This is a genomic window from Enterococcus sp. DIV1096b (assembly GCF_050498765.1).
In the GTDB taxonomy this organism is placed as follows: Bacteria; Bacillota; Bacilli; order Lactobacillales; family Enterococcaceae; genus Enterococcus_D; species Enterococcus_D entomosocium.
Window position 1 is genome coordinate 1013666 of the sequence record NZ_JBMHEK010000001.1, and the last position, 22886, is coordinate 1036551.

Here is a 22886-nt window from a genome sequence, read left to right on the forward strand (position 1 = left end):
GTGGTAGGAGACTTCTGATTGTTATGTATGACAAAGAAAAAAAAGGCAGATGATTCGCTGGCGGAGGAAGAAACATGAAAATCGTTGATAAAGTAAAAAGCAATCAAAAGCTGATGCGTTTCATCGAAACGACGCAAAATAGAATAACTGATTCAGAAATGGGGACCACTTCGGTCGTCGTGGCCTACTATTTATTGCTTTCACTTTTCCCGTTAATGATTGCGCTGGGGAATCTTTTGCCTTATTTATCAATTGATCCGAACACGGTTTTATCTTATGTACAGGAATTGATCCCGAATCAAATCTATGATTTTATCGGCCCAGCGATCGAAAATCTCCTCACCACAAGCTCTGGTGGATTGTTGTCGATCTCCGCTTTAGCGGCGTTGTGGTCCGCGAGTCAAAGTATCAATGCCTTGCAAATTGCGATGAACAAAGCCTTCGGTGTGGACCAGCGTTCCAATTTTATCGTGGTGCGCGCAGTATCATTTGTGATCATCCTGCTCTTTATGATTGCGATCGTTGGGGTTACGATGGTATTTGGGCTTGGAAAAATCATTCTTGATTTTTTGCAGCCGATTTTTAAGTTTCAAGACAATCTGATCGATACGTTCCAAACAGTCAAATGGCCAGTCACGATCGTTGCTTTGCTGTTTATCATGATGCTGATCTATTGGTTAGTGCCTAATGCAAAGGTCAAGTTGCGTTCGACTTTGCCGGGGGCGATCTTTGCAACGATTGGCTGGATGTTGCTGTCACAAGTGTTTGGCTTATACGCCCGTTACTTTGCTGCGAAAATCATTGGCTATCAAATTATTGGAAGTTTTATTGTTTTAATGATCTGGTTGAATCTTGCTGCGACGATTATTATCTTGGGTGGAATCATCAACGCAGTGGTAGAAGAGTATGTATCAGGACAAGAGATCAAAGAACGAACAGATCCTGTTCAGCGGATTTCTTCGAAAATCGAAGATACATTTACCAATAAAGAGAAATAACGGAAAGCGAGAATAAACGATGGATTTTGCATTCAAATTTGTAATGCGCTTATTTATAACAATGATCGTGTCTTTAATCCTAACACCGATCATTAAATTGATCTCTTTTAAGATCGGCGCAGTCGATCGACCAGGAGATCGCCGAATCAATACCAAAACAATGCCGACCGCAGGGGGATTAAGCATCTTCCTCTCCTTCTCTTTTGCATTGCTTTGGGAATTTCGCGCAATGATTCCCTTTGACTACGTCTGGCCAATGCTTTTAGGGGCAGCTATCGTCGTAGTTACTGGATTATTGGATGATATCTTCGAGTTGACTCCTATGCAAAAAACGCTAGGCTTGACGTTAGCGGCTTTGGAGATCTATTTTGTTGCCGGCATCAAAATCAGTACGGTTTCGATCCCTTATCTGGGGGTTTTTGATTTGGGCTGGCTTGGATTGCCTATGACGATCTTGTGGATTTTGGCGATCACAAATGCGGTCAACTTGATTGATGGTTTGGACGGTCTAGCGAGTGGGGTCTCCATTATCAGTCTGACGACCATTGGGATCATCAGTTATTTCTTTTTACCAAATTCAGTTGAAGTACCAATGGTGATCTTTACATTAATTGCCGCAATTGTTGGTTTTTTTCCTTACAATTTTTATCCAGCTACGATTTTTTTAGGGGATACTGGGGCACTTTTTCTAGGTTTTATGATCTCCGTCTTATCGTTGCAAGGGTTAAAAAATGCGACCTTCATTACAGTGATCACCCCGATGTTGATTTTAGGGGTACCGATCACTGATACCGTCTATGCCATGATTCGTAGAAAATTCAATAAGCAAAAGATCTCATCAGCGGATAAAATGCACTTGCATCACCGCTTACTTTCCTTAGGGTTTACCCATCGAGGAACAGTTTTGACGATCTATGCCTTGGCAATGGTATTTTCATTTATTGCATTATTGATGAATTATGCCAGCAACACAGCAATCATTTTACTGATCATCAGTACAGGCTTCGGCATTGAATTGTTTATCGAATTGATTGGTTTGGTTGGAGAAAATCGTCAACCATTGATGTGCGCACTGAAATTCCTTGGAAACCGTCGATTCAGGCAAAAAGTCCTCATGGCACGTGCGGAAAAAAGACAAGACAAGCAAGAAGAGGAAAGCGAGGATTTGGATTTGGCTTCCAGTGCTTCTCAAATCAAAGAAAAGCGACGAAAGAGAAAACATTACCAAGCAAAACACAAAAAATAAACGATACAATTGCGGCATAGGAGCCCAACAGGCGAAGCGAATGTGATTGATTATTGAAGAAAAGACAGGAGCAGCCAGCGCTTCTCCTAGTACTTTCTCTCACGATCAGCTGACCATGATTCAATCAACCAGTTGGGCATTCTTGCCGCTTTTTATTTGTGTGAAAACGGCCCGGCATAAAATGAATGCCTACTGAATCCGTCCGTCTTGAATTGACGGATCTAGCCCTTAACGGCTATACTTAAAAAGAGTAGCAGACTAAACAAAGAAAGAAGGATATGAACGAATGCCAAATGTGAAACAAACGACCTCAGAAAAAATGGGAACGATTTATGAGCTTTCCAATGATAGCGGTACCATCGTAAGGCTGAGTCCCGAAGGCGCACGCTTATTGGATTGGGTCGTTCCAGTAGAAGAAGGCCGCGACATTGTGGTCGGTTATGATACGATCGAAGGACATCGCCAAGCACGCTATTATGGTGCAACGATCGGTCCAGTAGCGGGAAGGATCGCAGGTACCCGCTTTGAGGTTGAGGGGCAAGAATACCAAACGGAGGACAATGATGGCGGCAATACGCTTCATGGTGGTTCAAAGGGGCTTGACACGGATATCTGGATCGCTGAAACTTTTGAGGAAGCAGACAGAGCCGGCGTGATTTTTACTACCTCACGACAAGATGGCGACGGCGGCTTTCCAGGAAATGTTCGTTATCAAGTCACCTATACGTTGACTAATGACAATGAACTATTGCTTGCATATGACGCTAACACAGACAAAGCGACTTTATTTAACCCAACGAACCACGGTTATTTCAATTTGACAGGTGATACCCAACAGCCGATCGATGACCACTTGGTTCAAATCAATGCCGAACATGTGGCTGAAACGAACGATGACGTGACGACCACCGGTGAAAAAACGCCTGTCGCAGGCACAAAGTTTGATTTTAGACAAGAACGCCCAATGGGAACGACCATGTTGGATGATCCATTCTTATTGGATCATGAGCAAGAGTGGGATCTGAAAGTAACCAGTCCCGATCAAAAAGTGCAGCTGACTGTAACTACTGACCGTCCTGCTGTTGTTATTTACACAACAGGTGAGGGAGAAGCTGGGGCCCCAATGAAGACCGGTCCTTTTGCCAAACATGGCGGGATGGCGATCGAAACACAAGGTGTTCCTGGCTCTGAGAAATTCACCCACTTTGGTGAGATCGTGCTGCGCCCAGAAGAACCCTTCCACTCTGTGACGACGTATCAGGTCCACTTTTAAACGTTGGAACCAAACCATTTTTAACGAAATAGAAAAAAGCATTGCCAAAATGCAGAAAGTTTGGCGATGCTTTTTTTTGACAAAATACGATTACAGATGTAAACTTAAAAATGTGAATCAGTTATGAAAGGAAGTGGACAAATGCAATCAGTGGTCGAACCAATCAAAATCAGCGATTCTGAATGGGAAGTCATGCGTGTGATTTGGACATTGGGACAATCCGATGCGAAAGAGATCACCGCTTTGTTAAGCGAAAATAAAAATTGGAAAGCAGCGACAGTCAAAACGCTTTTAGGACGACTTGTTAAAAAAGGCGTATTGAAAACAGAAAGCCAAGGGAAAAAGTTTGTTTACTCGCCACTTGTTTCAGAAGAAGCCACTGTTCGCAGTGCAGCTGAGAATCTTTTTTCTCATATTTGTGCCAAAAAAGTCGGACAAACATTAGCAGAAATGATCCAAGAAGCAGCATTGACGGCAGAAGATTTGGCGATGCTCCAAGCAGCAGTCGACCAAAAAGTGCCAGTAGCAGCGATTTCGTGTAATTGTATTCCTGGTCAGTGCCAATGCAAAACCCATGCAACAAAATAAGTAGCCAACAAACTGTTAAAAGAAATGAGGAATAGTAATGAAAAAAAATATGCAAATCAGCGGAATGAATTGCGCCCATTGTGCCGCAAAAGTTGAAAAAGCCTTAAATGAAGTACCGGGTGTGAAAAAAGCTAAAGTCGACTTGAAAAAAGCTCGTGGGACGGTCAAATTTGACGAGTCGCAAGTGACAGAAACAGCCTTAATCAGTGCAATAACTGAAGCTGGTTATCAAGGTGTTTTTGAATAAGCGATGCAAACGCTAAAGTGATAAGGAGAAAAATCTAGAAAGTCCAGCCGCTTGAAGCTTTTGTATGAAGGCGCAAGACTGTACGGATATTCAGTGAAATAGGAAGGGGAATACTAGGATGAATCAGAAAAAAACGTCACCTGCAGACAATCGTCAGACGTCAAGCCATCATAGGCATGAACCTAGGAATGAGCAGGATAATAAAGGGCAAGAAGGACTCACACACCCACAGGCGGAGGAAGTCCCTGAGCCCCGAAGCCATGAGATGAATGGGGTGGATCATCAATGGGCGACATCAAAACTGCAGGAGCATGAAAGCGCCGATAGTAACCATGCTCACATGGATCATGAGGTTTCCAGTATGGACCATAGCCACATGGATCATGAGATGTCTGGCATGGATCATAGCCACATGGATCATGAGATGTCTGGCATGGATCACAGTCATATGGATCATGAGATGTCTGGTATGGATCATAGTATGCATATGGGAAATTTTAAGCAAAAGTTTTGGCTATCCTTGGTTTTGGCGATTCCAATCGTCATTTTATCACCAATGATGGGTATCGAATTGCCCTTTCAGTTCACGTTTCCCGGCTCAGATTGGGTTGTATTGATTTTAGGAACGATCCTGTTTTTCTATGGGGGGCAACCGTTTTTAAGTGGTGCAAAAATGGAATTGAAACAAAAAAGCCCAGCCATGATGACTTTGATTGCTATGGGGATTACGGTTTCTTATTTTTATAGTCTTTACGCGTTTATCGCTAATCATTTTCTTGCTGTTCCTCATGTAATGGATTTCTTCTGGGAACTAGCGACTCTGATCGTGATCATGTTGTTGGGGCATTGGATCGAGATGAATGCCGTTTCTAATGCCGGCAATGCATTACAGAAATTAGCAGAACTGTTGCCAAAAGAAGTGATTCGGAAAAATGCAGATGGATCAGAAGAACAGATTCCATTAGAAGAAGTGACCAACAAAACACAGCTGATCGTTCGCTCAGGAGATAAGATTCCTACAGACGGAACGATTCTTGAAGGGGAAACAACGATCGATGAGTCGGCAGTTACCGGTGAATCCAGACGGGTACCTAAAACCATCGGCAGTACTGTCATTGGAGGATCTGTCAACGGCAATGGTTCCATTACGATGGAAGTCACAGGGACTGGCGAAGACAGCTATTTGGCAAAAGTCATGGAAATGGTACGAAAAGCCCAAGCTGATAAATCCCGCTTAGAAGCACTTTCGGACAAAGTGGCGAAATGGTTGTTCTATATCGCCTTAGTTGCTGGTGTTTTGGCCTTTGCTGTATGGCTGTTTGTTGCTGACCTACCGACTGCTCTTGATCGAATGGTCACGGTATTCGTCATTGCCTGTCCCCATGCGTTAGGCCTAGCGATTCCCCTCGTTGTGGCTCGTTCAACATCGATCGCTGCCAAAAACGGCTTGCTCTTAAAAAATCGCAACGCATTGGAGAATGCGCATCATGTTGATTATCTGATCCTTGATAAGACCGGTACGTTAACAGAAGGAACGTTTACCGTAACTGGCATCGAGGCGACAGGCAGCCTTTCTGCATCAGAAGTACTAGCTTACCTAGCAGGTCTTGAGAAAACCGCCAATCATCCGATCGCAGAAGGTATTTTAGCCCAAGCAGAAAAGGAAAACATCATAGCCAAAAAGGCGAATGATGTTCAAACAAGGACGGGTATTGGTCTGGAAGGCGTAATCGATGGACAAAAGTGGTTGATCGTCAATCAAAAAGGATTGGAGCAATTAACCATCCAGTATCAAGGGAAATCCTTGGAAAATTATCAAGAGCAGGGCAATACCATTAGCTATTTGGTTCATGACGGCAAAGTGGAAGGAATCGTCGCATTAGGGGATAAGGTGAAACCAGAAGCGAGTCAATTTATTCAAAAAGTGAAAGACTTAGGCATCACGCCAGTTATGGCTACTGGGGACAACCAAGAAGCGGCGCAAGCCGTAGCCGATTACCTAGGAATCGAAGACTTCCATGCGGCAATGTTACCAGACGATAAAGAACGTCTAGTCAGTGACTATGTCAAAGAGGGCAAGCGCGTCGTAATGGTAGGCGATGGGATCAATGACGCCCCAAGTCTTGCAAGAGCGACGATCGGGATTGCGATCGGAGCTGGAACCGATGTAGCGATCGATTCAGCCGATGTCGTTTTGACGAATAGCGAACCTCAAGACATCTTGCACTTCTTGACTTTGGCGAAAAAAACAAGGCGCAAGATGATTCAAAATCTCTGGTGGGGCGCAGGATACAATATTTTTGCTATTCCTTTGGCAGCTGGCGTGCTCGCACCAATCGGGATCATTTTGAACCCAGCAGTCGGAGCTGTCTTGATGTCTATGAGTACGATCATCGTTGCCATCAATGCAATGACCTTATCAATCGAAAAAAGCGGCGATTAGCCGCTTTTTTGTTTCTTTTCCTAGGAGCAGTGAAATACCTCTATAATCTGCTTCTGGATTTATGCTATAATGTGTTCGTTGAGACAAGGAGGACGTTGATTATGGAACTGAAGAAGTTGGATGTTCCCACTACTTCAATTACTGAAGTAAAAAAATCTCCGATGGATGTATTTAATCAAGCGCGAGAAGCAGGAACAGCAGTATATGTATTCAATCGTGAAAAAGTGGCGGGGGTCATGTTGACACAAGAGCAGTACGAAACGTTATTGCAGGAATTAGATTATTTGCGTCAGCGACCGCTGATGGAAGAAGAGCCTGAACAGCCGCCAGTGGCAGGGCTAGAAGAATTCTTACAAATCATGCGGCAAGCACTGATCACCGGTGCCAGCATCTCGGCAAAAAATTTAGATGAGCGGATGGTGGCGTTAGGCTTCATCACTCGTAAAACAGGTTTTGGCGGTGTCGTCGACATGGTGAACGAATTGAAAGAAACAGGTAAGATTGTTTATCAGTTGCGCAAAAAACAAGACGGCAAATCAGTGACTGCTGAAGTCATTGGGGAACAAGACAATCAAACGCAATTATTTGATAAATTGATCATCAAAAAAATCTTTCTAAAAGAAAAATAAACGCTGGAACTTGTCCCAGCGTTTCAGACAGTAGACAAAGTACGGGTGTTTTCGTACTTTGTCTTTTTTTGTAAAAAACTGGAGCTTGTTAACTTTTCAAAACTGTGAAAGATACTGTCCATCCAACCAACAAAAATTCCATCCAACTACAGACTGGGTTTTAAGTCAGCCAGTAAGTTTTTCCGTCTTTCGTCCGTTGCATAAATCCATACTCGATCAAATATCGTCGGACAGTGACATAATCGGTGATCGCTTGTTTTAATACATCGTTTACGGCAGCTTCTGAATAATTTTTCTTCGGATCAAATTTTTGTGCCAGCACACTTAAGACAACGATCTTGCGCTTTTCTTTGCTCGGAAACTGTTTGATAAACCCCGCTTCATCAAAATAAGTAGCAATGATCTTTTCTCTTTCACTAGCCGTAATGGCATAGCGATCATCAAGCATCGTCGCCCCTTTGTGAGGCGGCAGCAACGGGGTTTCTTGCAACAAGGACATGATACTTATAAAAACAGTCGCTTGTCGCTGCTTTTCTTTTAGCTTAAAGCGATGATTCCTGACAGTCGAAGAAGAGATACCTAAGCGCTGGGCAATCACAGTATCGCTAACATCTTGGGCAAACAGTTGTAAAATCTCCTGCTGGCTTTCTGATAAGCCTGTTTGTTCTTTGGGTAAAGCCAATAATGCGGATAAAACGGTTCCGTGATGCTCAGTGATATGTTGTATCATTCGTTTTTTTGCCGTAAAAAAGGCGCCATCAACGGGATAGATTTCTTCTTTGTCGAAGGTCTCCTGACAAAATACGCAACAATAATCCGTTGTTGTTTCGACATATCCTTGCTGATAATCAGAAATGGTAAACTCTTGATAAGGTTTCATTTTGGGTTCTCCTTTTTTGTTTGATTATATACTAACATAAAATGTTTTTGTTTGTAAATAAGCAAACGGAATTGTGGTTATTAGATTAATTTCATCCGTTGCTTAAAATTGTCGCCTTTTTGTGTTAGGATTAACAACAATAGCGAATGAATTTGCTTAATTCAAAGGAGTGATACTATGGCAGACGTAAGCCAACGCTTCAATCACGAAGTGTACAATATAGCTGTTTCATTGATTCGTAAATTTGATGAACGGGTTTCTTCAATTCCTGATATTTTAAAGTTAACGTTAGGCGAGCCGGATTTTAACACACCAGAGCACGTGAAAAAATCGGGTGTCCAAGCAATCGAACAAAATTTTAGCCACTATTCTGGAATGGCCGGCTTAGCAGATGTTAGGCAAGCAGCCAGCCTCTTTTTGAAAAATAAATATCAGCTTGATTACGACTTTCAATCAGAAGTATTAGTGACGATCGGTGCAACGGAAGCAATCTCAGCTTCTTTATTAGCCACGTTGGAACCTGGCGATAAAGTTCTCCTACCGGCACCAATTTATCCAGGCTATGAACCAGTCATCCATTTAGCCCATGCCCAACCGATCTATCTTGATACGACGGACAATGACTTTGTTTTAGCGCCAGAAGTTTTGGAAGCAGCCTTAAAAGAGCATGGGGAGCAAGTCAAGGCAGTCATTTTGAATTATCCTAGCAATCCAACAGGGGTCGTTTATACCCGAGAACAAGTCAAAGCATTGGCGGAGGTTTTAGAAAAATACCCCGTTTTTGTTATTAGCGATGAAATTTATAGTGAGTTGACTTATGATGAAACCCATGTGTCCATTGCCGAATACTTGCGGGATCAAACGATCGTGATCAATGGCTTGTCGAAATCTCACGCGATGACTGGGTGGCGCGTCGGCTTCATTTTTGCACCAAAAGCGTTGACTGCTCAGATCATTAAGGTCCACCAATACTTAGTGACTGCGGCATCAACGATTTCTCAAAAAGCAGCTGTGCGGGCATTGATCGAAGGCATCAATGATGCAGAAGTCATGAAAGCCGATTACCGTGAACGTCGAGATTACTTGTTTGAAAAGATGACTGCCCTTGGTTTTGACATGGCGAAGCCCTCTGGTGCATTCTACATTTTTGCCAAAATACCAGCAGGTTTCAACCAAGATTCCATGGCTTTTTGTGTCGACTTAGCGGAAAAGAATCAATTAGCAATCATCCCGGGTATCGCCTTTGGTCCCGAAGCAGAAGGCTATGTTCGTTTAAGCTATGCGGCAAGTATGGAAAACTTGGTGGAAGCGATGGATCGCTTGACACGCTATATGCAAAGCAATTGATTCTACAGACATTTCTTTCGTTTTTAGATAAAGCAAGCCCCCTCTGATGGATTCAGCGGGGGCTTTTTGGGCAATCGACAAACTTTACAAAAGATTTACATCGCTTTATCGATTCTTTACATGAAATCCATCAAGGGTTTACACCGCCTTGCTAAACTAAGCATATAACGAAAGGAGATTTACTAAATGAAAAAATTGGGACTTTTATTTTTTGCAACTGGATTATTATTAGCTGGCTGTGGGAGCGGTGGTACAAGCACTGATAGCAGTCAAGCATCAGGCGGATCTTCATCAGGTGCCGCATCAAATGAAAATGTAGAAATTTTAGCGGTAGGCTCAACTGCTTTGCAACCCTTGGTTGAAGCAGCAGGTGAAAGCTTCTCAGCGGACAATCCCAATTATACAATTACTGTTCAAGGTGGCGGTAGCGGAACTGGCTTAAGTCAAGTAGAAACAGGCGCTGTGACGATCGGCAATTCCGATGTTTTTGCGGATGAAAAAGATGGTGTGGACGCCAGCAAATTAGTTGACCATAAAGTAGCCGTAGTTGGTATGGCACCAGTAGTGAATAAAGACGCAGGCGTTACGGATCTTAGCCAACAAGATTTAATCGATATCTTTACAGGCAAAGTGAAGAATTGGTCTGAACTCGGTGGAGCAGATCAAGAAATCTCTGTAATCAACCGTGCGTCAGGCAGCGGTACGAGAGCGACCTTTGAAAAATGGGGCTTAGATGGTGCAGAGACGATCCAAACACAAGAGCAAGATTCTTCTGGAACAGTCCGTAAAATCGTTGCTGAAACACCAGGAGCAATCAGCTACCTTGCTTTATCTTATTTAGATGATTCAATCCAAGCGCTATCTCTTGATGGGGTAGAAGCGACCCCTGAAAATATTGCAGATAACAAATGGCCAATCTGGTCTTACGAGCATATGTACACGAATGGTGAACCAGATGCTAACGTCAAAGCCTTTCTTGATTACATCATGACAGACGATGTCCAACAAGGAATCGTTATCGAATTAGGATACTTGCCAATCACTGATATGAAAGTAGAACGCAGTGTAGACGGCGAAGTAACGAATGTTGAATAGTGAAATGAATGGACGAAGAAGGAGGAATCTCCTTCTTTTTTTGTTTAAACAATCAAGAAGATACTATCGGATGGCACTTCATCTAGTGGGGAATACCAACTAAAAATGATTACAAAAACAGCCGATAACCTTTATTCACCTGTTATCGGCTGTTTTTTATCAATAATCATCTTTTTTCATGAAGCGGCAAAGTCACCGTAAAGGTAGAACCAATTTTAGGGAAACTGTCAACCTTGATGCTGCCGCCTAATAATTTGGTATAGTCTTTGACGATAGCCAGCCCAAGTCCAGTGCCGCCAGAATTGCGAGCACGGGCTTTGTCCACCCGATAAAACCGCTCAAAAATCCGTTCTTGATCTTCTTCATCGATGCCGATGCCTTGATCCTGCACTTGAAAAAGCAGCTGGTCATCTTGCTCGGAATAGGATAATGTGATGACACCTCCAGGTTTTGAATAGGTGACCGCATTTTCAACTAGATTTTTTACGATGGGCTGCAGCAGCTCTTTTTTGGTAGATAAAATGAATTGTTCGGGTCCTTCAAATTGAAAGGTCAATTGCTTCTTAACAGCTGCGGGACCATAGGTTTGAACGACTTGTTGCAGCAGCTCAGAAAAGTTGATCGGTTGGTCGACATACTGGAAAGAATCACTGTCTTGAGACAATTGGATGATATCTTGTATTAGATTTTTCAAGCGATAAGCATCTTTTTGAATGATCTCTAAGAAGGTCTGCAACGTTTCAGGGTCTTCTTTGGCGCCATCCAGCAGTGTTTCAGTAAACCCAATCAAGGAAGTTACCGGCGTTTTTAATTCATGGGAAACATTGCCGACAAAATCTTTTTGCATCTTTTCTAATTGTCGGATGCGTGTCAAGTCATAAGAAATACCAATCAACTGGTTTTCTTGGAAGCTTCGCAAGGTAACATCTAAGACTTTTGAACGTTCCCCGCTAAGGGTGGTTTCCGCATGGAAAATAGGGGTCTCGTCATTAAATTGATAGATCAACTGGATCAATTGTGTGTCATGGATCACTTCAGTAAAAGGTTGCGGTAAGATCGGTGCGGTTTCCATCCCTAGCTGTTCTTGCATCGTCGGATTCAACAGCAGCAGTTGATTTTCTTCATTGATGATAAAGACACCGATCATCAGTTCACTGAGCAAGCCGTACAGTTGCTGTTCAGAAGCCGCATAGGCACGATAGGTCTGGCTCATTTGCTCGCTCAGCTGATTGATCAGTTGATACAACTCATCATGTTCAGGGGTTTCTTGCATAATGATTGCTTGTTGATCGGGCGAGGTGATCATTTTTTTTACGACGGGCAGAATCGTTTGGATCGGCCGATTTCGCTGGCGCAAGGTATGGAAAATCAATAGGCTGATCAAAAAGCAAAAAACAAGATAGACAATCAAGATCGACTGCTTGATTCCTTCATTTTTTGCAAAAAAAGCCGCGGTCGGTTCGGCGATTCGCAAGATTTGAGTCAAGTTTCCATCCTCTTTGACAGGAATCGCCACGTAAAGCAATTCTTCATGCAAGGTGTCGCTTTCCCGCAGCGATTGACCGACGGAGCTTCCGCGCAAAACGGCTTGGACTTCTGGACGATTGGAGCGGTTTTCATGCAGTGTATGATCATAGGTATCGAAAATGATCTGACCTTGGTCATCTAACAAAGTGATGCGACTATTGCTATCTTCAACATAGGTATCCGCAAACTGTTCTAAGGCGGCGGTTTGATTATCTGATAGATTCAAAAATACGGTGGCTTTCTCTTGGAGAAAAGCCACTTGCTGGGCAATGACTTGCTGACGGTAAAAACTGCTTAGAACTTGCCAGCACAGGAAAAAAATCAGCAATAGACCGATCGACCATAAACCATAGCCATAGCGTTTTTTCATTAGACTGGCTCCTGAAATTTATACCCGAATCCCCGAACCGTTACTAAGTATTCCGGCCGTTTTGGATCAGCTTCCAATTTTTCTCTTAAATGACTGATGTGAACATCCACGATTCGACTTTGTCCATCAAAGTCGAAGTTCCAAATGCGATTGAGCAAGGTATCGCGATCGATTACGCGGCCTTTTCGTTTCATAAAGTAAACTAGCAGCTCGAATTCTTTTGGCGTTAGGAAGATTTTCTCACCATCCACACTGACTTGGAAATTCGTCAGGTCTGCTTGGATCCCACCGACTTGCAGAATCTCTGCAGGTTGATCTTCTTCTCGTGTTTGTTGACGGGGTTCTAAACGACGGAAGATGGCTTTCATTCTAGCTAATACCTCTCTAGGACTGAAAGGCTTCGTCAAATAGTCATCGGCGCCGATCTCTAAGCCTAAGATCCGATCGATTGGATCATCTTTTGCGGTCAAGACGAGGATCGGGGTCTCGATTTTTTCTTGACGCAATTTCTTCGTGATCTCGATGCCGTCCATATTCGGCAGCATGACATCTAAGATGATAAAGTCAAAAGGCTTAGACAAGGCTAATTCGTAGGCTTTTTGACCATCTGAGGCGGAAACGACTTGATAGCCCTCTTTTTCTAGATTAAAGGTTAAAAGTGTGACGATGGAAGGTTCATCATCGACAACGAGTATTTTTTTCATGGCAAACTCCTTTAGCTTCTTTTTTTCAAGAAACGATTAAATTTCAACGAACAAGTCCTATTTTAGCATGAATAGACAATTGGTACTATTGCAACCACTAAATAAATGCTATAATAAAGGACGATTTCATAGGAAAGCTGAGGGTGCTATATGATCGGAATCAGTGCGTGTCTAGGCGGTGTACTTTGCCGTTATGATGGAAAACACCAAGCAGTGCCACCATTGATCGAACTGGTAAGAGCAGGTCAAGCAATGATGGTTTGTCCAGAAGTTCTTGGCGGCTTGCCGATCCCACGGGAACCGGCAGAAATCGTTGGTGGCGATGGGGTGGACGTTTGGGCGCAACGAGCGAAGGTCGTCACCATCTCAGGGGAAGACGTGACCGAACAGTTTACTACCGGCGCGAAAATTGCTTATCAAAAATTACAAGAGCAAGGCATCACCCAACTGATCCTAAAAGAGAAAAGTCCCTCTTGTGGCAGTCAGATGATTTATGATGGCAATTTTTCTGGAATCAAAAGAAGAGGGATCGGTGTCGCTTGTGCGTATTTTCGACAACAAGGCATGACTGTTTTGTCCGATGTCGAATGGCTTGCAAAACAGGAGGAAGCAAATGGAAATTGAAAAGACCAATCGCATGAATGCGTTGTTTGAGTTTTATTCCACGTTATTGACGGAAAAACAGATGAATTACATGGAATTGTATTACGCAGATGATTTTTCTCTAGGAGAAATCGCTGAAGAGTATCAAGTTAGCCGTCAAGCAGTCTATGACAACATCAAACGCACCGAACGTATTTTAGAAGACTATGAAAAAAAACTACATATGTTTTCGGATTATATCATGCGGGAAGACTTGCTGGATCAGCTAAGCGAGTATACGAAAACCCACTATCCAAAAGACGAAACCTTACAGGGGTTTATTCAACAGCTCCAAGAAATTGAAGAATAAAGGAATGAAAAAAAATGGCATTTGAAAGTTTAACTGAACGCCTCCAGCAGGCAATGAGCAAACTGCGCAGAAAAGGAAAAGTATCTGAAGCAGATGTAAAAGAAATGATGCGTGAGATTCGTCTAGCTTTATTAGAAGCCGACGTCAATCTGCAAGTTGTGAAAGAGTTTACCAAAAATGTACGTGAACGGGCAGTTGGGGTAGAAGTATTAGAAAGCTTATCTCCAGCGCAACAGATCGTTAAAATCGTTGACGAAGAATTAACCAAAACGTTAGGATCAGAAACAGTTGGGATTGAAAAATCACCAAAGATCCCAACGATTATCATGATGGCTGGTCTGCAAGGGGCAGGGAAAACCACCTTTGCTGGGAAATTAGCCAATCACTTGATCAAAACCGAAAACGCACGTCCATTAATGATTGCCGGTGACGTGTACCGTCCAGCCGCGATCGACCAATTGAAAGTATTAGGTCAGCAATTGGATGTACCTGTTTTCGATATGGGAACTGATGTCAGTCCAGTTGAAATCGTACGCCAAGGATTGGCTTTGGCTCGGGAAAAGAAAAATGACTATGTCTTGATCGATACAGCAGGTCGTTTGCATATCGATGAAAACTTGATGGAAGAGCTAAAACAAATCAAGGACTTGGCACAGCCAAATGAAATTTTACTGGTAGTGGATGCGATGACAGGACAAGATGCTGTCAACGTGGCGGAAAGCTTCAATCAACAACTGGGGATCACAGGGGTAGTCATCACCAAACTAGATGGCGATACTCGTGGCGGTGCGGCATTGTCAATTCGTCAAGTTACTGGCGCTCCAATCAAGTTCACTGGTACCGGTGAAAAATTGACCGACCTTGAAGTATTCCATCCAGATCGGATGTCTAGTCGGATTCTCGGTATGGGTGATATGCTGACTTTGATCGAAAAAGCACAGCAAGATTACGACGAGAAAAAAGCAGAAGAACTTGCTCAAAAAATGAAGGAAAACTCCTTCGACTTCAATGACTTTGTTGAACAGATCGATCAAGTCATGGGCATGGGCCCAATTGAAGATCTTTTGAAAATGATTCCGGGAATGAGCCAAATGCCTGGCATCGAGAACGTCAAAGTTGATCCAAAACAAATTGCCCGTCAAAAAGCCATGGTTTATTCCATGACACCAGCAGAACGTGAAAATCCTGATTTGTTAAATCCAAGCCGTCGTCGCCGGATTGCCGCCGGTTCTGGCAACAGTGTCGTCGAAGTCAACCGCATGATCAAACAATTTAAAGAATCCCGCAAAATGATGCAGCAAATGAGCAAAGGGAATATGAACATTCCTGGCATGGATCAAATGTTTGGCGGCGGTGTCAAAGGGAAACTTGGAAAAATGGCCATGAATCGTATGGTCAAAAAACAAAAGAAGAAAAAGAAAAAACGCAAATAATCGTTTAGCACTGATAGGAACTAAGAACCGAACCTTCTCTTAGGGTACAATTAAAAAAAACATGACCTGAAAAGACACCAAATCGAGAAGCTGTACCTCCTGATTCTAGCAGCTGCAGCTCCTCAGATTGCCTTCTTTCAGGTCATGGTTTTTTTATGTTCACAGTGTCCTCTTTAAATGAACTCCTTCAAAGAACATCAAATAGAACATCTAAAGAACATCTAAAGAACATCCCTTTTTATAGAGAAAGCCAGCTTTCTACTGAATATCCTAAATCGTCCAAGAGTCAAAAATAGCGAAGAACTATCGTTGCGGACAACTCAAAGGATAAGATAGAAGCAGAACATTCGTGCTTTCTGGCAAATGATGCTACTATTAATTTATAGCAAGTATGAAAGGAGTTTTTACGATGACAAACAAGGATCGCATTGAAGGAAAAGTAACCGAAACAAAAGGGAAACTTACAGGAGATGACTCCGAGGAGTTAAAAGGGAAAACCCAAAATAAATATGGGAAAGCCAAAGATAAGGTTGAAGATTTTGCGGATGATGTTTCTCGCAAAGTAAATGACTTCTTTGACAAAAAAGACGACGACAAACCTAAACATTAAACATAAAAGCGTCCCGGCAACAATTTCTTGTTGTAGGGACGCTTTTTTAAATATTGCTGACCTGTTTGTTTTTTCGTTTGTACCACCAATTCATCAGTGCTTTAGGATAGACAAGCAATAAACTGATGAATAAGCAAGCAACCAGCAACAAGCCAAGCCGAAGGATGATGTTCCAAAGACTGACATCATACCCCTCATAGAGATCACGGTAAAAAATTTCTAGCGGGTAATAAGAAATCATGGATAGATAGAACCAGGTTCCTAAAGAAAGCAGCCAATAAACCGGGGCGCGCAATTTAGGGATCGTTAAATAATCACCGTCATTTTCTAAAGAAATTTTCGAGAACACTTTTTCGGCAGCAAGAATCAGCAAGCCGCTCAAACCGAGGTAAAGGAGCAGTAGCCACCAAGGATAGACATATCCTTGCGGCCAATCGATCCACGTTTGAAAAGGAAGCAGAAAATCCCCATGACCAAGAAATACAAAACTAAAAAACTCGCGGGTACATTGGAAAAAGCTATACCCCATTGTTCCTAGAGAAAGAGTGAAGAACACCGACAGCACGCCAGTAAACAGATTCCCCAGTAAAACGCCCAACAAGATGCCGACAGCAAATACTAGTAGATTCGTTGCCAAAGTACTAAGGGCGGAAAGCAGCACGTCTTGAAGCGGCACAGCGAGATAGCGAGCCGGGATCATTGTGTATTCGATCAGGATATGACCTAACAGGCCCAACACTAAACAAGCGGTCAAGGGTAAGCCGATAAAAAGCAGTTTCTTGCGAAAGACGTGCTTTCTGCTAAAGGGTAAAGCAAATAAAAAGCGATTGAAATTGGTGCGGCCATCGACAAAAAAGGACAAAAAGCCCCAAATAAACAGGAAGACAATCACAAATTGATTCATGGTGGTCATATACGGGCGATTGTAATAAAAATCATCTGAGTACTCTTTGTTGATTGTCAATACCGCATCGCGGTACTCTGCTGCCGAATCAAAGTAAACCGGGGTTTCACCGTTGTAGCTTTTGACATAGTATTCTCGATTTTCGTTAAAATCTTTGATAAATTCCTCAGATGCCAAATAACGTTCTTGCTGGTGCCAAGAATTTTGTGATTGCCAGCCAGCACTAAGATACATGAAGAGCACGACAAAACAAAAACCGATCAACAGCTTACCGTAGCGTTCTTTAAATATATTGCTTAACATCGTTTTCCACCTCTATCCTTCCACCAATGCTTCTTGTCGTAAATTTGCTTCAAACAGATCTTCCAAAGTCAAAGGTAATTCTTCGAAAACCAAAGGATCAAGTTGCTGGATCTCAGCCGCCAGCTCCTCTGTGTAATTGTCAAACAAAGCAGTCAAGACTCGACCTTGTTTTTGAATCAGCTTGGAGTGCTGCTTGATAAGGGGAGGAATCTGTTTGCTGCGAAAGACGAGTTGGAGTTTGCGAGATTGTTCGCGAATCGTTTCCAAACGGTAGTCTCCTTCAATCGTTTTCCCTTTGATCAACAAGGCACGATCAATAATATGTTCTAATTCATTTAGATTATGAGAAGCGATTAAGGCGGTACGATTCGACTCGCTGAGGCTTTCCAGCAATAATCCAATCACTTTTTTACGGACGATCACATCAAGCCCATCAAAAGGTTCGTCTAACAGTAAGAACGTCGCATTTGAGGCAATCGCAAGAATCATTTTATAAAGACCTTGCATACCTTTTGACATCCGTCGGTAGGAAAGCGTCAGAGGAAGACCGTGACTTTGCATCAATTCTAAGTAAAGATTTTGATCGAAATTTGGATAAGCAAGCCGATAAAATTGATTGAGCTTTTTCAAAGAGTAGGCCGAAAGAAAGTTTTCTTTTTCATCAATATAAAAAAGTTGTTCTTTTAATTGCGGGTGCTGATCCAGGCGTTGGTTATCGATGGAAATCTCCCCATCATCTAGTAAATAATGCCCAGCAATCGTCCGAAACAACGTGGTTTTCCCAGAACCATTGCGGCCGATTAATCCTACGAGTTCTCCTTTTTCCAAAGAGAAGTTCACGTTTTCTAAGACAATTGTTTGTTCCATTTTCTTGGTCACATGCTCGATCTTCACTGTGGATCGCCTCCTAACTCTTGTTCAAAGCCATTCATCCAATCGCTCAGCTCACGCATGCTGATCTGTAAATGGCGTGCTTCGATCACCAATTCTTTCAAACGTTCTTTCACTTGTAAGATCCGAATCTCATCGCGTGGCAGATCCTCAGTAACTTTCACAAAGGTGCCTTTTCCTTTGATGGTGACAAGTACTTGCTCATTTTCCAATACTTTGTAGGCTTTGCTGACGGTATTTGGATTCATCAACAGGCGCTTGGCCATTTCACGAACCGAAGGTACTTGGTCTCCGGCGGTTAGAACACCGTTCAGAATATCTTCTTTGATACTTAAAACCAATTGCTCATAGTAAGGTTTGCTGCTGGCTTTGTTAATGCGAACCACAAAATCAGCTCCTTTCATTTATGTGTACTAGTATACGTAGTACACTGGTGGAAGTAAAGTCATTTATGATAAAATAAACAAAAAGGAGCTGATGAGGACAATGGAGCGATGTGAATGGGCCAACAGTACACCAGCAATGCAGGAGTATCATGATACGGTATGGGGAAAACCTGAGTATGAGGATCAGCAGTTGTTTCGAAAACTGGTGTTAGATATGAATCAAGCAGGATTGAGCTGGCAAACGATTTTAAACAAGATGGCGAATTTCGATGCAGCATACGATCAGTTTAATATCATAAAAGTAGCGAACTATACGGAAGAAAAAGTGGAAGAACTGATGATGAATCCAGGAATCATTCGCAATCGACGAAAGATTGAAGCAGCGATCATCAATGCCCAAGAAGTTTTAAAAATCCAGCAAGAATACGGCAGTTTCTCCGCATTCTTGTGGCGATATGTCAATCATGAGCCAGTCATCAATGAATTTCAGCAGCAATCCGATGTACCGACCCATTCGGAAATCTCCGATCAGCTAGCAAAAGACTTGAAAAAGCGAGGCTTTAAATTTGTCGGAACGACAACTATTTACGCGTTTATGGAAGCGGTCGGCATGGTTAATGATCACTTAGTCACTTGTGTTTGTCGAAGGTCAGAAGCAATCGTAAAAATAAAGGAGTGAGCCTAATTGGGAAAAGTGGTATTTTATGGTGCAATCAGCCTCGATGGCTATTTAGCAGGTATGGAGGATCAACTGGACTGGCTGTTTCAAACTGATACCGGTGTTGCAACGACCTATGAAGCATTTTTTGCAACCATCGACGCGACCGTGATGGGAAGAAAGACCTATCAAGAAGCAAAAAAACTGATGGATGATGGACTGCTATATCCTGAAAAGACCAACTATGTTTTTTCTCGTACCCGAAAAGAGCCGCTGCCGGATGCAACCCTAGTGTCAACGGATCCAGTTGCATTTGTTTCAGCATTAAAACAAGAGGAAAACGTATGGGTAGTAGGTGGGGGTTCCTTATTAAAACCATTGCTGGAAGCTGATTTGATCGATGAATGGTTTATTCAAATCGCGCCGGTGTTTTTAGGAGAGGGCAAGCGACTGTTTGAACCGGGGGATTATGCGAGACGCTTGACGTTTGTTGAAACAAAACAGATGGGGGAACTGACAGAACTTCATTTTGTCCGAAAGTCTGTGTCAGGCAGCGAGTAAAAAGCGCAAACGATTATTCTTCACAGTAAAAAGACCAAGAAACTCAGTGCCGAGTTTCTTGGTCTTTTTGTTTGGATTCTTAATTAGTTGAATCGTTGAAAGAGTTCAATATATTTTGCAATGATCGTTTCAAAGAAGCTTACTGTATCTGGGTTGATTTCGTTGTTTTCATCAATCAAGTTGGTGATTCCACCGATATAGGCTTCTGGTTGTTGTAGAGTAGGCATATCCAAAAAGACTAATGATTGACGTAGGTGATGGTTTGCACCAAACCCAGCGATCGCTCCTGGAGAAACGCTGACAACCAAAGCTGGTTTGCCACCCCAACTGCTAGCACCGTAAGGACGAGAACCAACATCTAATGCATTTTTCAATGCTGCAGGAACAGAACGATTGTATTCTGGTGTAAAGAAGAAGACCCCGTCAACGGCGCTTAATGCTTCCCGAAATGCTGTCCATTCAGCAGGAACTTTTCCTTCAACTTCCAAATCTTCATTGTAAAAAGGCAAGTTGCCGATTTCGATGAAAGATGCTTCAAAACCTTCTGGTAATAATGATGCGAATTTTTTCGCTACGAGTTTATTAAATGATCCTTCCCGTAAACTGCCGACGATAAAACCAATTTTTTTTGTCATGTAAATTTCCTCCTTGTTGTTTTCTACTCATTAAGCTTACCAAAAGTAAGTGGATGGTGCAAATAAAACGATTTGACTTTAAAAAGTTTCTCTATTACTAATGATACGCGTCCTGATTCATTCTGGCAAAAGATAACCATGCTTAGAAAATAAGAAAGAAGAAACTTTTTTTAGCTGTAAAGAAAAAACTCTTTACACCATCGGAAAAACCTGTTAAACTAGCTCTTGTGATTAAATCAATGGAGGTGTAAATAATGGCAGTAAAAATTCGTTTAAAACGCATGGGTTCTAAAAAGAAACCTTTTTACCGTATCGTCGTAGCAGATTCACGTTCTCCTCGTGACGGACGTTTCATCGAAACAGTTGGTACTTACAATCCTTTACTAGACCCAGCTGAAGTGACAATCAAAGAAGATTTAGTTCTTGATTGGTTATCTAAAGGTGCGCAACCTTCAGATACAGTTCGTAACATCCTTTCTAAAGAAGGCGTTATGAAAAAACACCACGAAGCAAAATTCACTAAGAAATAAGGTGACTTTGGATGAAAGATTTGCAAGAATTAGTCTTAACGATCGTTTCACCACTTGTTACCAAACCTGAGGATATCAAGCTTGAGCTGGTAGAGTCAGATGATTTCTTGGAATATAATCTTACTGTGGCACCAGAGGATATTGGTCGTATCATCGGTAAACAAGGTCGGGTTGCCAAAGCAATTCGAACAATCGTTTACAGTGTACGGACAAATGGACCAAAAAAAGTTCGTTTGAATATCATTGATGGTAAATAAGCAAGAATGAAAAGCATTTCTCTTTGAGGAATGCTTTTTTTGTAAAATTCATGCTTAAGATGGAGGACAAAAAAAGGTGGTTTTGAGATAATCAAAAGGAGGAGGTGCTTGTATGTCTCAACTAATCGCATGGATCGTCGTTCTTTTGATCCTCGTCTTTATTTATAAAATTGGTTCTTTTCTTTGGCGAACGCTAGGGATCTTGTTGTTGCTCTTTTTAATTTGGGTCTATCGTGAGGAGATCATGACGCAATTGAACCAATGGACACAAAACTTTCGTTGGGGCGACCTATCGACGATCGCCAATCAAGTTTGGCAATGGATCAAGGATGGCTTTCAATCACTGCAAAATTGGGTGACAAATCTTTAAAAAATCAACAAAAAAATGACAGACAATCTGACTTGTTTGTCATTTTTTTTATTGAGGGGTATTCTTTGTATAAGGAGGGGAACATCATGAAAAAAGAACTAGGATTATTCGTTACGCTGCTGACGATGGGCGCCTTAGCTGGCTGCAATAATCAACAGGAACCAGAAACCAGTCAAGCCAGTAGTGCCGAAACAACAGCGACGAGTATGGTGGAAAGTACCCAAACGCAAGCAAGTAGTCAATCAGAAACAAGTCAATCAAGTACGTCTTCTAGTCAGGCGGCTTCTAGGGATTCTTCAAACACGAATAGTACTGCAGATATCTACGCTCAAATACAAGCGGCATTCCCTGATCTTGTCTTGCCCAAGGACATTCCACTTGCTTCAGGTAAAGTGTTGAATGCGGCCACAGCTGGCAGTCAGTCCGATGCTTCGATTCTTTATTATGGACTTGATAAGCAGCTGCCTCTCAATGACAAGGCTTTGAACGAGGAAACACCGATTGCTGCTTTTCAATCAAAAGACTATCAATCAGCGGATGAAGCTGCTGCAGCGGTCAATGTAACAGCTGATGATGGCGGACAAGCCGTTGATCTCGGATATGGCATTACTGGGCATATGCAAGGAGCTGCTGGCTCCAGTTATTTGAGCTGGCAAGAAGGAAATTGGTCATTGACTGTTCGAGCAGTCAATCAAGAGGAACAAGATCCAGTTCCGGTTGCCAAAGAAGTGGTAGCGTATCTGGAAGAAGCTATGCTCCCAGCGCCTGAGGTCGGTCAAATCACTATCGATATGGGAAAAAATGACCATACAGCAACTACAGTGGTTTGGCAACAAGAAAAGACCCTTCGAACGGTGCAACATCAAGATGCACGTTCAGCATTGAAAATGGCCGTTTCTATGAATCAATAAGGTTCATATTAGGACAATGCCCCTTTGATCAAGCGTCGAAGGGGCATTTTTCGCGCGATGATTTTGAGGAAAACATGGGGCGCTAGGAAACGGCTAGAATTCGCTACTTTGCTATGCTAAAATAGAACAGAAGTTAGA

26 protein-coding genes are annotated in these 22886 nt (G+C 42.5%); 19 read left to right on the forward strand and 7 right to left on the reverse strand.

Annotated features, from left to right (window positions below; all coding sequences use genetic code 11):
- Positions 1–74: 74 nt before the first annotated feature.
- From IGJ17_RS04840 to IGJ17_RS04870, 7 genes are all read left to right on the forward strand, one after another.
- The gene (locus IGJ17_RS04840) at positions 75–998 is read left to right on the forward strand and encodes a YihY/virulence factor BrkB family protein (RefSeq protein WP_005237256.1); all 924 of its coding nucleotides are present in this window, start codon (positions 75–77) and stop codon (positions 996–998) included.
- A 19-nt stretch (positions 999–1017) separates the two neighbouring features.
- Positions 1018–2244 (forward strand): glycosyltransferase family 4 protein, encoded by a 1227-nt coding sequence (locus IGJ17_RS04845; protein ID WP_086332126.1) that lies wholly within the window; start codon positions 1018–1020, stop codon positions 2242–2244.
- A gap of 286 nt (positions 2245–2530) precedes the next feature.
- Positions 2531–3517 (forward strand): aldose epimerase family protein, encoded by a 987-nt coding sequence (locus IGJ17_RS04850; protein ID WP_061053870.1) that lies wholly within the window; start codon positions 2531–2533, stop codon positions 3515–3517.
- A 141-nt stretch (positions 3518–3658) separates the two neighbouring features.
- Complete coding sequence (locus tag IGJ17_RS04855) at positions 3659–4105, forward strand: CopY/TcrY family copper transport repressor (RefSeq protein ID WP_008377382.1); 447 nt, start codon at positions 3659–3661, stop codon at positions 4103–4105.
- Between the two features lie 37 nt (positions 4106–4142).
- Positions 4143–4352, forward strand: coding sequence for a copper chaperone CopZ (copZ, locus tag IGJ17_RS04860; RefSeq protein WP_005237251.1), 210 nt, complete (start codon positions 4143–4145; stop codon positions 4350–4352).
- Positions 4353–4470: 118 nt separating this feature from the next.
- Entirely contained in the window at positions 4471–6795 is a 2325-nt protein-coding gene (locus IGJ17_RS04865) for a heavy metal translocating P-type ATPase (protein ID WP_086332127.1), read from the forward strand.
- 101 nt (positions 6796–6896) lie between these two features.
- Positions 6897–7424, forward strand: a complete 528-nt coding sequence (locus tag IGJ17_RS04870; RefSeq protein ID WP_005237249.1) for a type II toxin-antitoxin system Phd/YefM family antitoxin — start codon at positions 6897–6899, stop codon at positions 7422–7424.
- Between the two features lie 160 nt (positions 7425–7584).
- Here IGJ17_RS04870 and IGJ17_RS04875 read toward each other — a convergent pair whose 3' ends face one another.
- A complete protein-coding gene (locus IGJ17_RS04875) occupies positions 7585–8304 on the reverse strand; it encodes a DUF2087 domain-containing protein (protein ID WP_061053872.1) in 720 nt (239 codons plus the stop codon).
- Between the two features lie 177 nt (positions 8305–8481).
- Here IGJ17_RS04875 and IGJ17_RS04880 point away from each other — a divergent pair, with 177 nt between their 5' ends.
- Together IGJ17_RS04880 and IGJ17_RS04885 are read left to right on the forward strand one after the other, a co-directional pair.
- Positions 8482–9651 (forward strand): pyridoxal phosphate-dependent aminotransferase, encoded by a 1170-nt coding sequence (locus tag IGJ17_RS04880; RefSeq protein ID WP_008377389.1) that lies wholly within the window; start codon positions 8482–8484, stop codon positions 9649–9651.
- Positions 9652–9837: 186 nt separating this feature from the next.
- Positions 9838–10746, forward strand: a complete 909-nt coding sequence (locus tag IGJ17_RS04885; RefSeq protein ID WP_086332128.1) for a phosphate ABC transporter substrate-binding protein PstS family protein — start codon at positions 9838–9840, stop codon at positions 10744–10746.
- Positions 10747–10912: 166 nt separating this feature from the next.
- On the opposite strand, the gene pnpS is transcribed toward IGJ17_RS04885, so the two are convergent.
- Positions 10913–12643 (reverse strand): two-component system histidine kinase PnpS, encoded by a 1731-nt coding sequence (gene pnpS, locus IGJ17_RS04890; protein WP_016613838.1) that lies wholly within the window; start codon positions 12641–12643, stop codon positions 10913–10915.
- Positions 12643–13347: a response regulator transcription factor gene (locus IGJ17_RS04895; protein ID WP_005237242.1), complete on the reverse strand. Its 705-nt coding sequence runs from the start codon at positions 13345–13347 to the stop codon at positions 12643–12645. Before IGJ17_RS04895 ends, pnpS begins: the two co-directional genes overlap by 1 nt.
- 150 nt (positions 13348–13497) lie before the next feature.
- Between IGJ17_RS04895 and IGJ17_RS04900 the strand changes: the two genes are divergently transcribed.
- The 4 genes from IGJ17_RS04900 (at position 13498) to IGJ17_RS04915 (ending at position 16342) form a co-directional block, all read left to right on the forward strand.
- Positions 13498–13971, forward strand: a complete 474-nt coding sequence (locus tag IGJ17_RS04900) for a DUF523 domain-containing protein (protein ID WP_005237241.1) — start codon at positions 13498–13500, stop codon at positions 13969–13971.
- Positions 13961–14299, forward strand: coding sequence for a putative DNA-binding protein (locus IGJ17_RS04905; protein WP_005228897.1), 339 nt, complete (start codon positions 13961–13963; stop codon positions 14297–14299). Before IGJ17_RS04900 ends, IGJ17_RS04905 begins: the two co-directional genes overlap by 11 nt.
- A gap of 14 nt (positions 14300–14313) precedes the next feature.
- Positions 14314–15732, forward strand: a complete 1419-nt coding sequence (gene ffh / locus IGJ17_RS04910; protein ID WP_005228902.1) for a signal recognition particle protein — start codon at positions 14314–14316, stop codon at positions 15730–15732.
- A gap of 409 nt (positions 15733–16141) precedes the next feature.
- The gene (locus IGJ17_RS04915; RefSeq protein WP_008377398.1) at positions 16142–16342 is read left to right on the forward strand and encodes a CsbD family protein; all 201 of its coding nucleotides are present in this window, start codon (positions 16142–16144) and stop codon (positions 16340–16342) included.
- 46 nt (positions 16343–16388) lie between these two features.
- Here IGJ17_RS04915 and IGJ17_RS04920 read toward each other — a convergent pair whose 3' ends face one another.
- Genes IGJ17_RS04920 through IGJ17_RS04930 form a run of 3 tightly spaced genes read right to left on the reverse strand, consistent with a single transcriptional unit; the run spans position 16389 to position 18826 of the window.
- Positions 16389–17549 (reverse strand): ABC transporter permease, encoded by a 1161-nt coding sequence (locus tag IGJ17_RS04920; protein ID WP_005237239.1) that lies wholly within the window; start codon positions 17547–17549, stop codon positions 16389–16391.
- Between the two features lie 12 nt (positions 17550–17561).
- Positions 17562–18443 carry an ABC transporter ATP-binding protein gene (locus tag IGJ17_RS04925; protein ID WP_005237238.1) on the reverse strand — a complete coding sequence of 294 codons (882 nt, stop codon included), beginning with the start codon at positions 18441–18443 and terminating at the stop codon, positions 17562–17564.
- Positions 18440–18826: a GntR family transcriptional regulator gene (locus IGJ17_RS04930; RefSeq protein ID WP_008377404.1), complete on the reverse strand. Its 387-nt coding sequence runs from the start codon at positions 18824–18826 to the stop codon at positions 18440–18442. Before IGJ17_RS04930 ends, IGJ17_RS04925 begins: the two co-directional genes overlap by 4 nt.
- A 100-nt stretch (positions 18827–18926) precedes the next feature.
- On the opposite strand from IGJ17_RS04930, the gene IGJ17_RS04935 reads away from it, so the two are divergent.
- Complete coding sequence (locus IGJ17_RS04935; protein WP_016619836.1) at positions 18927–19505, forward strand: DNA-3-methyladenine glycosylase I; 579 nt, start codon at positions 18927–18929, stop codon at positions 19503–19505.
- A gap of 6 nt (positions 19506–19511) precedes the next feature.
- A complete protein-coding gene (locus IGJ17_RS04940) occupies positions 19512–20045 on the forward strand; it encodes a dihydrofolate reductase family protein (protein ID WP_005237235.1) in 534 nt (177 codons plus the stop codon).
- A gap of 83 nt (positions 20046–20128) precedes the next feature.
- Here IGJ17_RS04940 and IGJ17_RS04945 read toward each other — a convergent pair whose 3' ends face one another.
- Positions 20129–20680, reverse strand: coding sequence for an NADPH-dependent FMN reductase (locus IGJ17_RS04945; RefSeq protein WP_016613846.1), 552 nt, complete (start codon positions 20678–20680; stop codon positions 20129–20131).
- 254 nt (positions 20681–20934) lie between these two features.
- Between IGJ17_RS04945 and rpsP the strand changes: the two genes are divergently transcribed.
- The 4 genes from rpsP to IGJ17_RS04965 all read left to right on the forward strand — a co-directional run bounded on the left by rpsP (position 20935) and on the right by IGJ17_RS04965 (position 22748).
- The gene (gene rpsP, locus IGJ17_RS04950; RefSeq protein ID WP_005228917.1) at positions 20935–21210 is read left to right on the forward strand and encodes a 30S ribosomal protein S16; all 276 of its coding nucleotides are present in this window, start codon (positions 20935–20937) and stop codon (positions 21208–21210) included.
- 11 nt (positions 21211–21221) lie between these two features.
- On the forward strand, positions 21222–21467 hold the full coding sequence (locus tag IGJ17_RS04955) for a KH domain-containing protein (protein ID WP_005228918.1): 246 nt from the start codon (positions 21222–21224) through the stop codon (positions 21465–21467).
- Positions 21468–21579: 112 nt separating this feature from the next.
- A complete protein-coding gene (locus tag IGJ17_RS04960) occupies positions 21580–21837 on the forward strand; it encodes a hypothetical protein (protein ID WP_005228919.1) in 258 nt (85 codons plus the stop codon).
- 86 nt (positions 21838–21923) lie between these two features.
- Complete coding sequence (locus IGJ17_RS04965; RefSeq protein ID WP_034878719.1) at positions 21924–22748, forward strand: hypothetical protein; 825 nt, start codon at positions 21924–21926, stop codon at positions 22746–22748.
- Positions 22749–22886 lie beyond the last annotated feature (138 nt).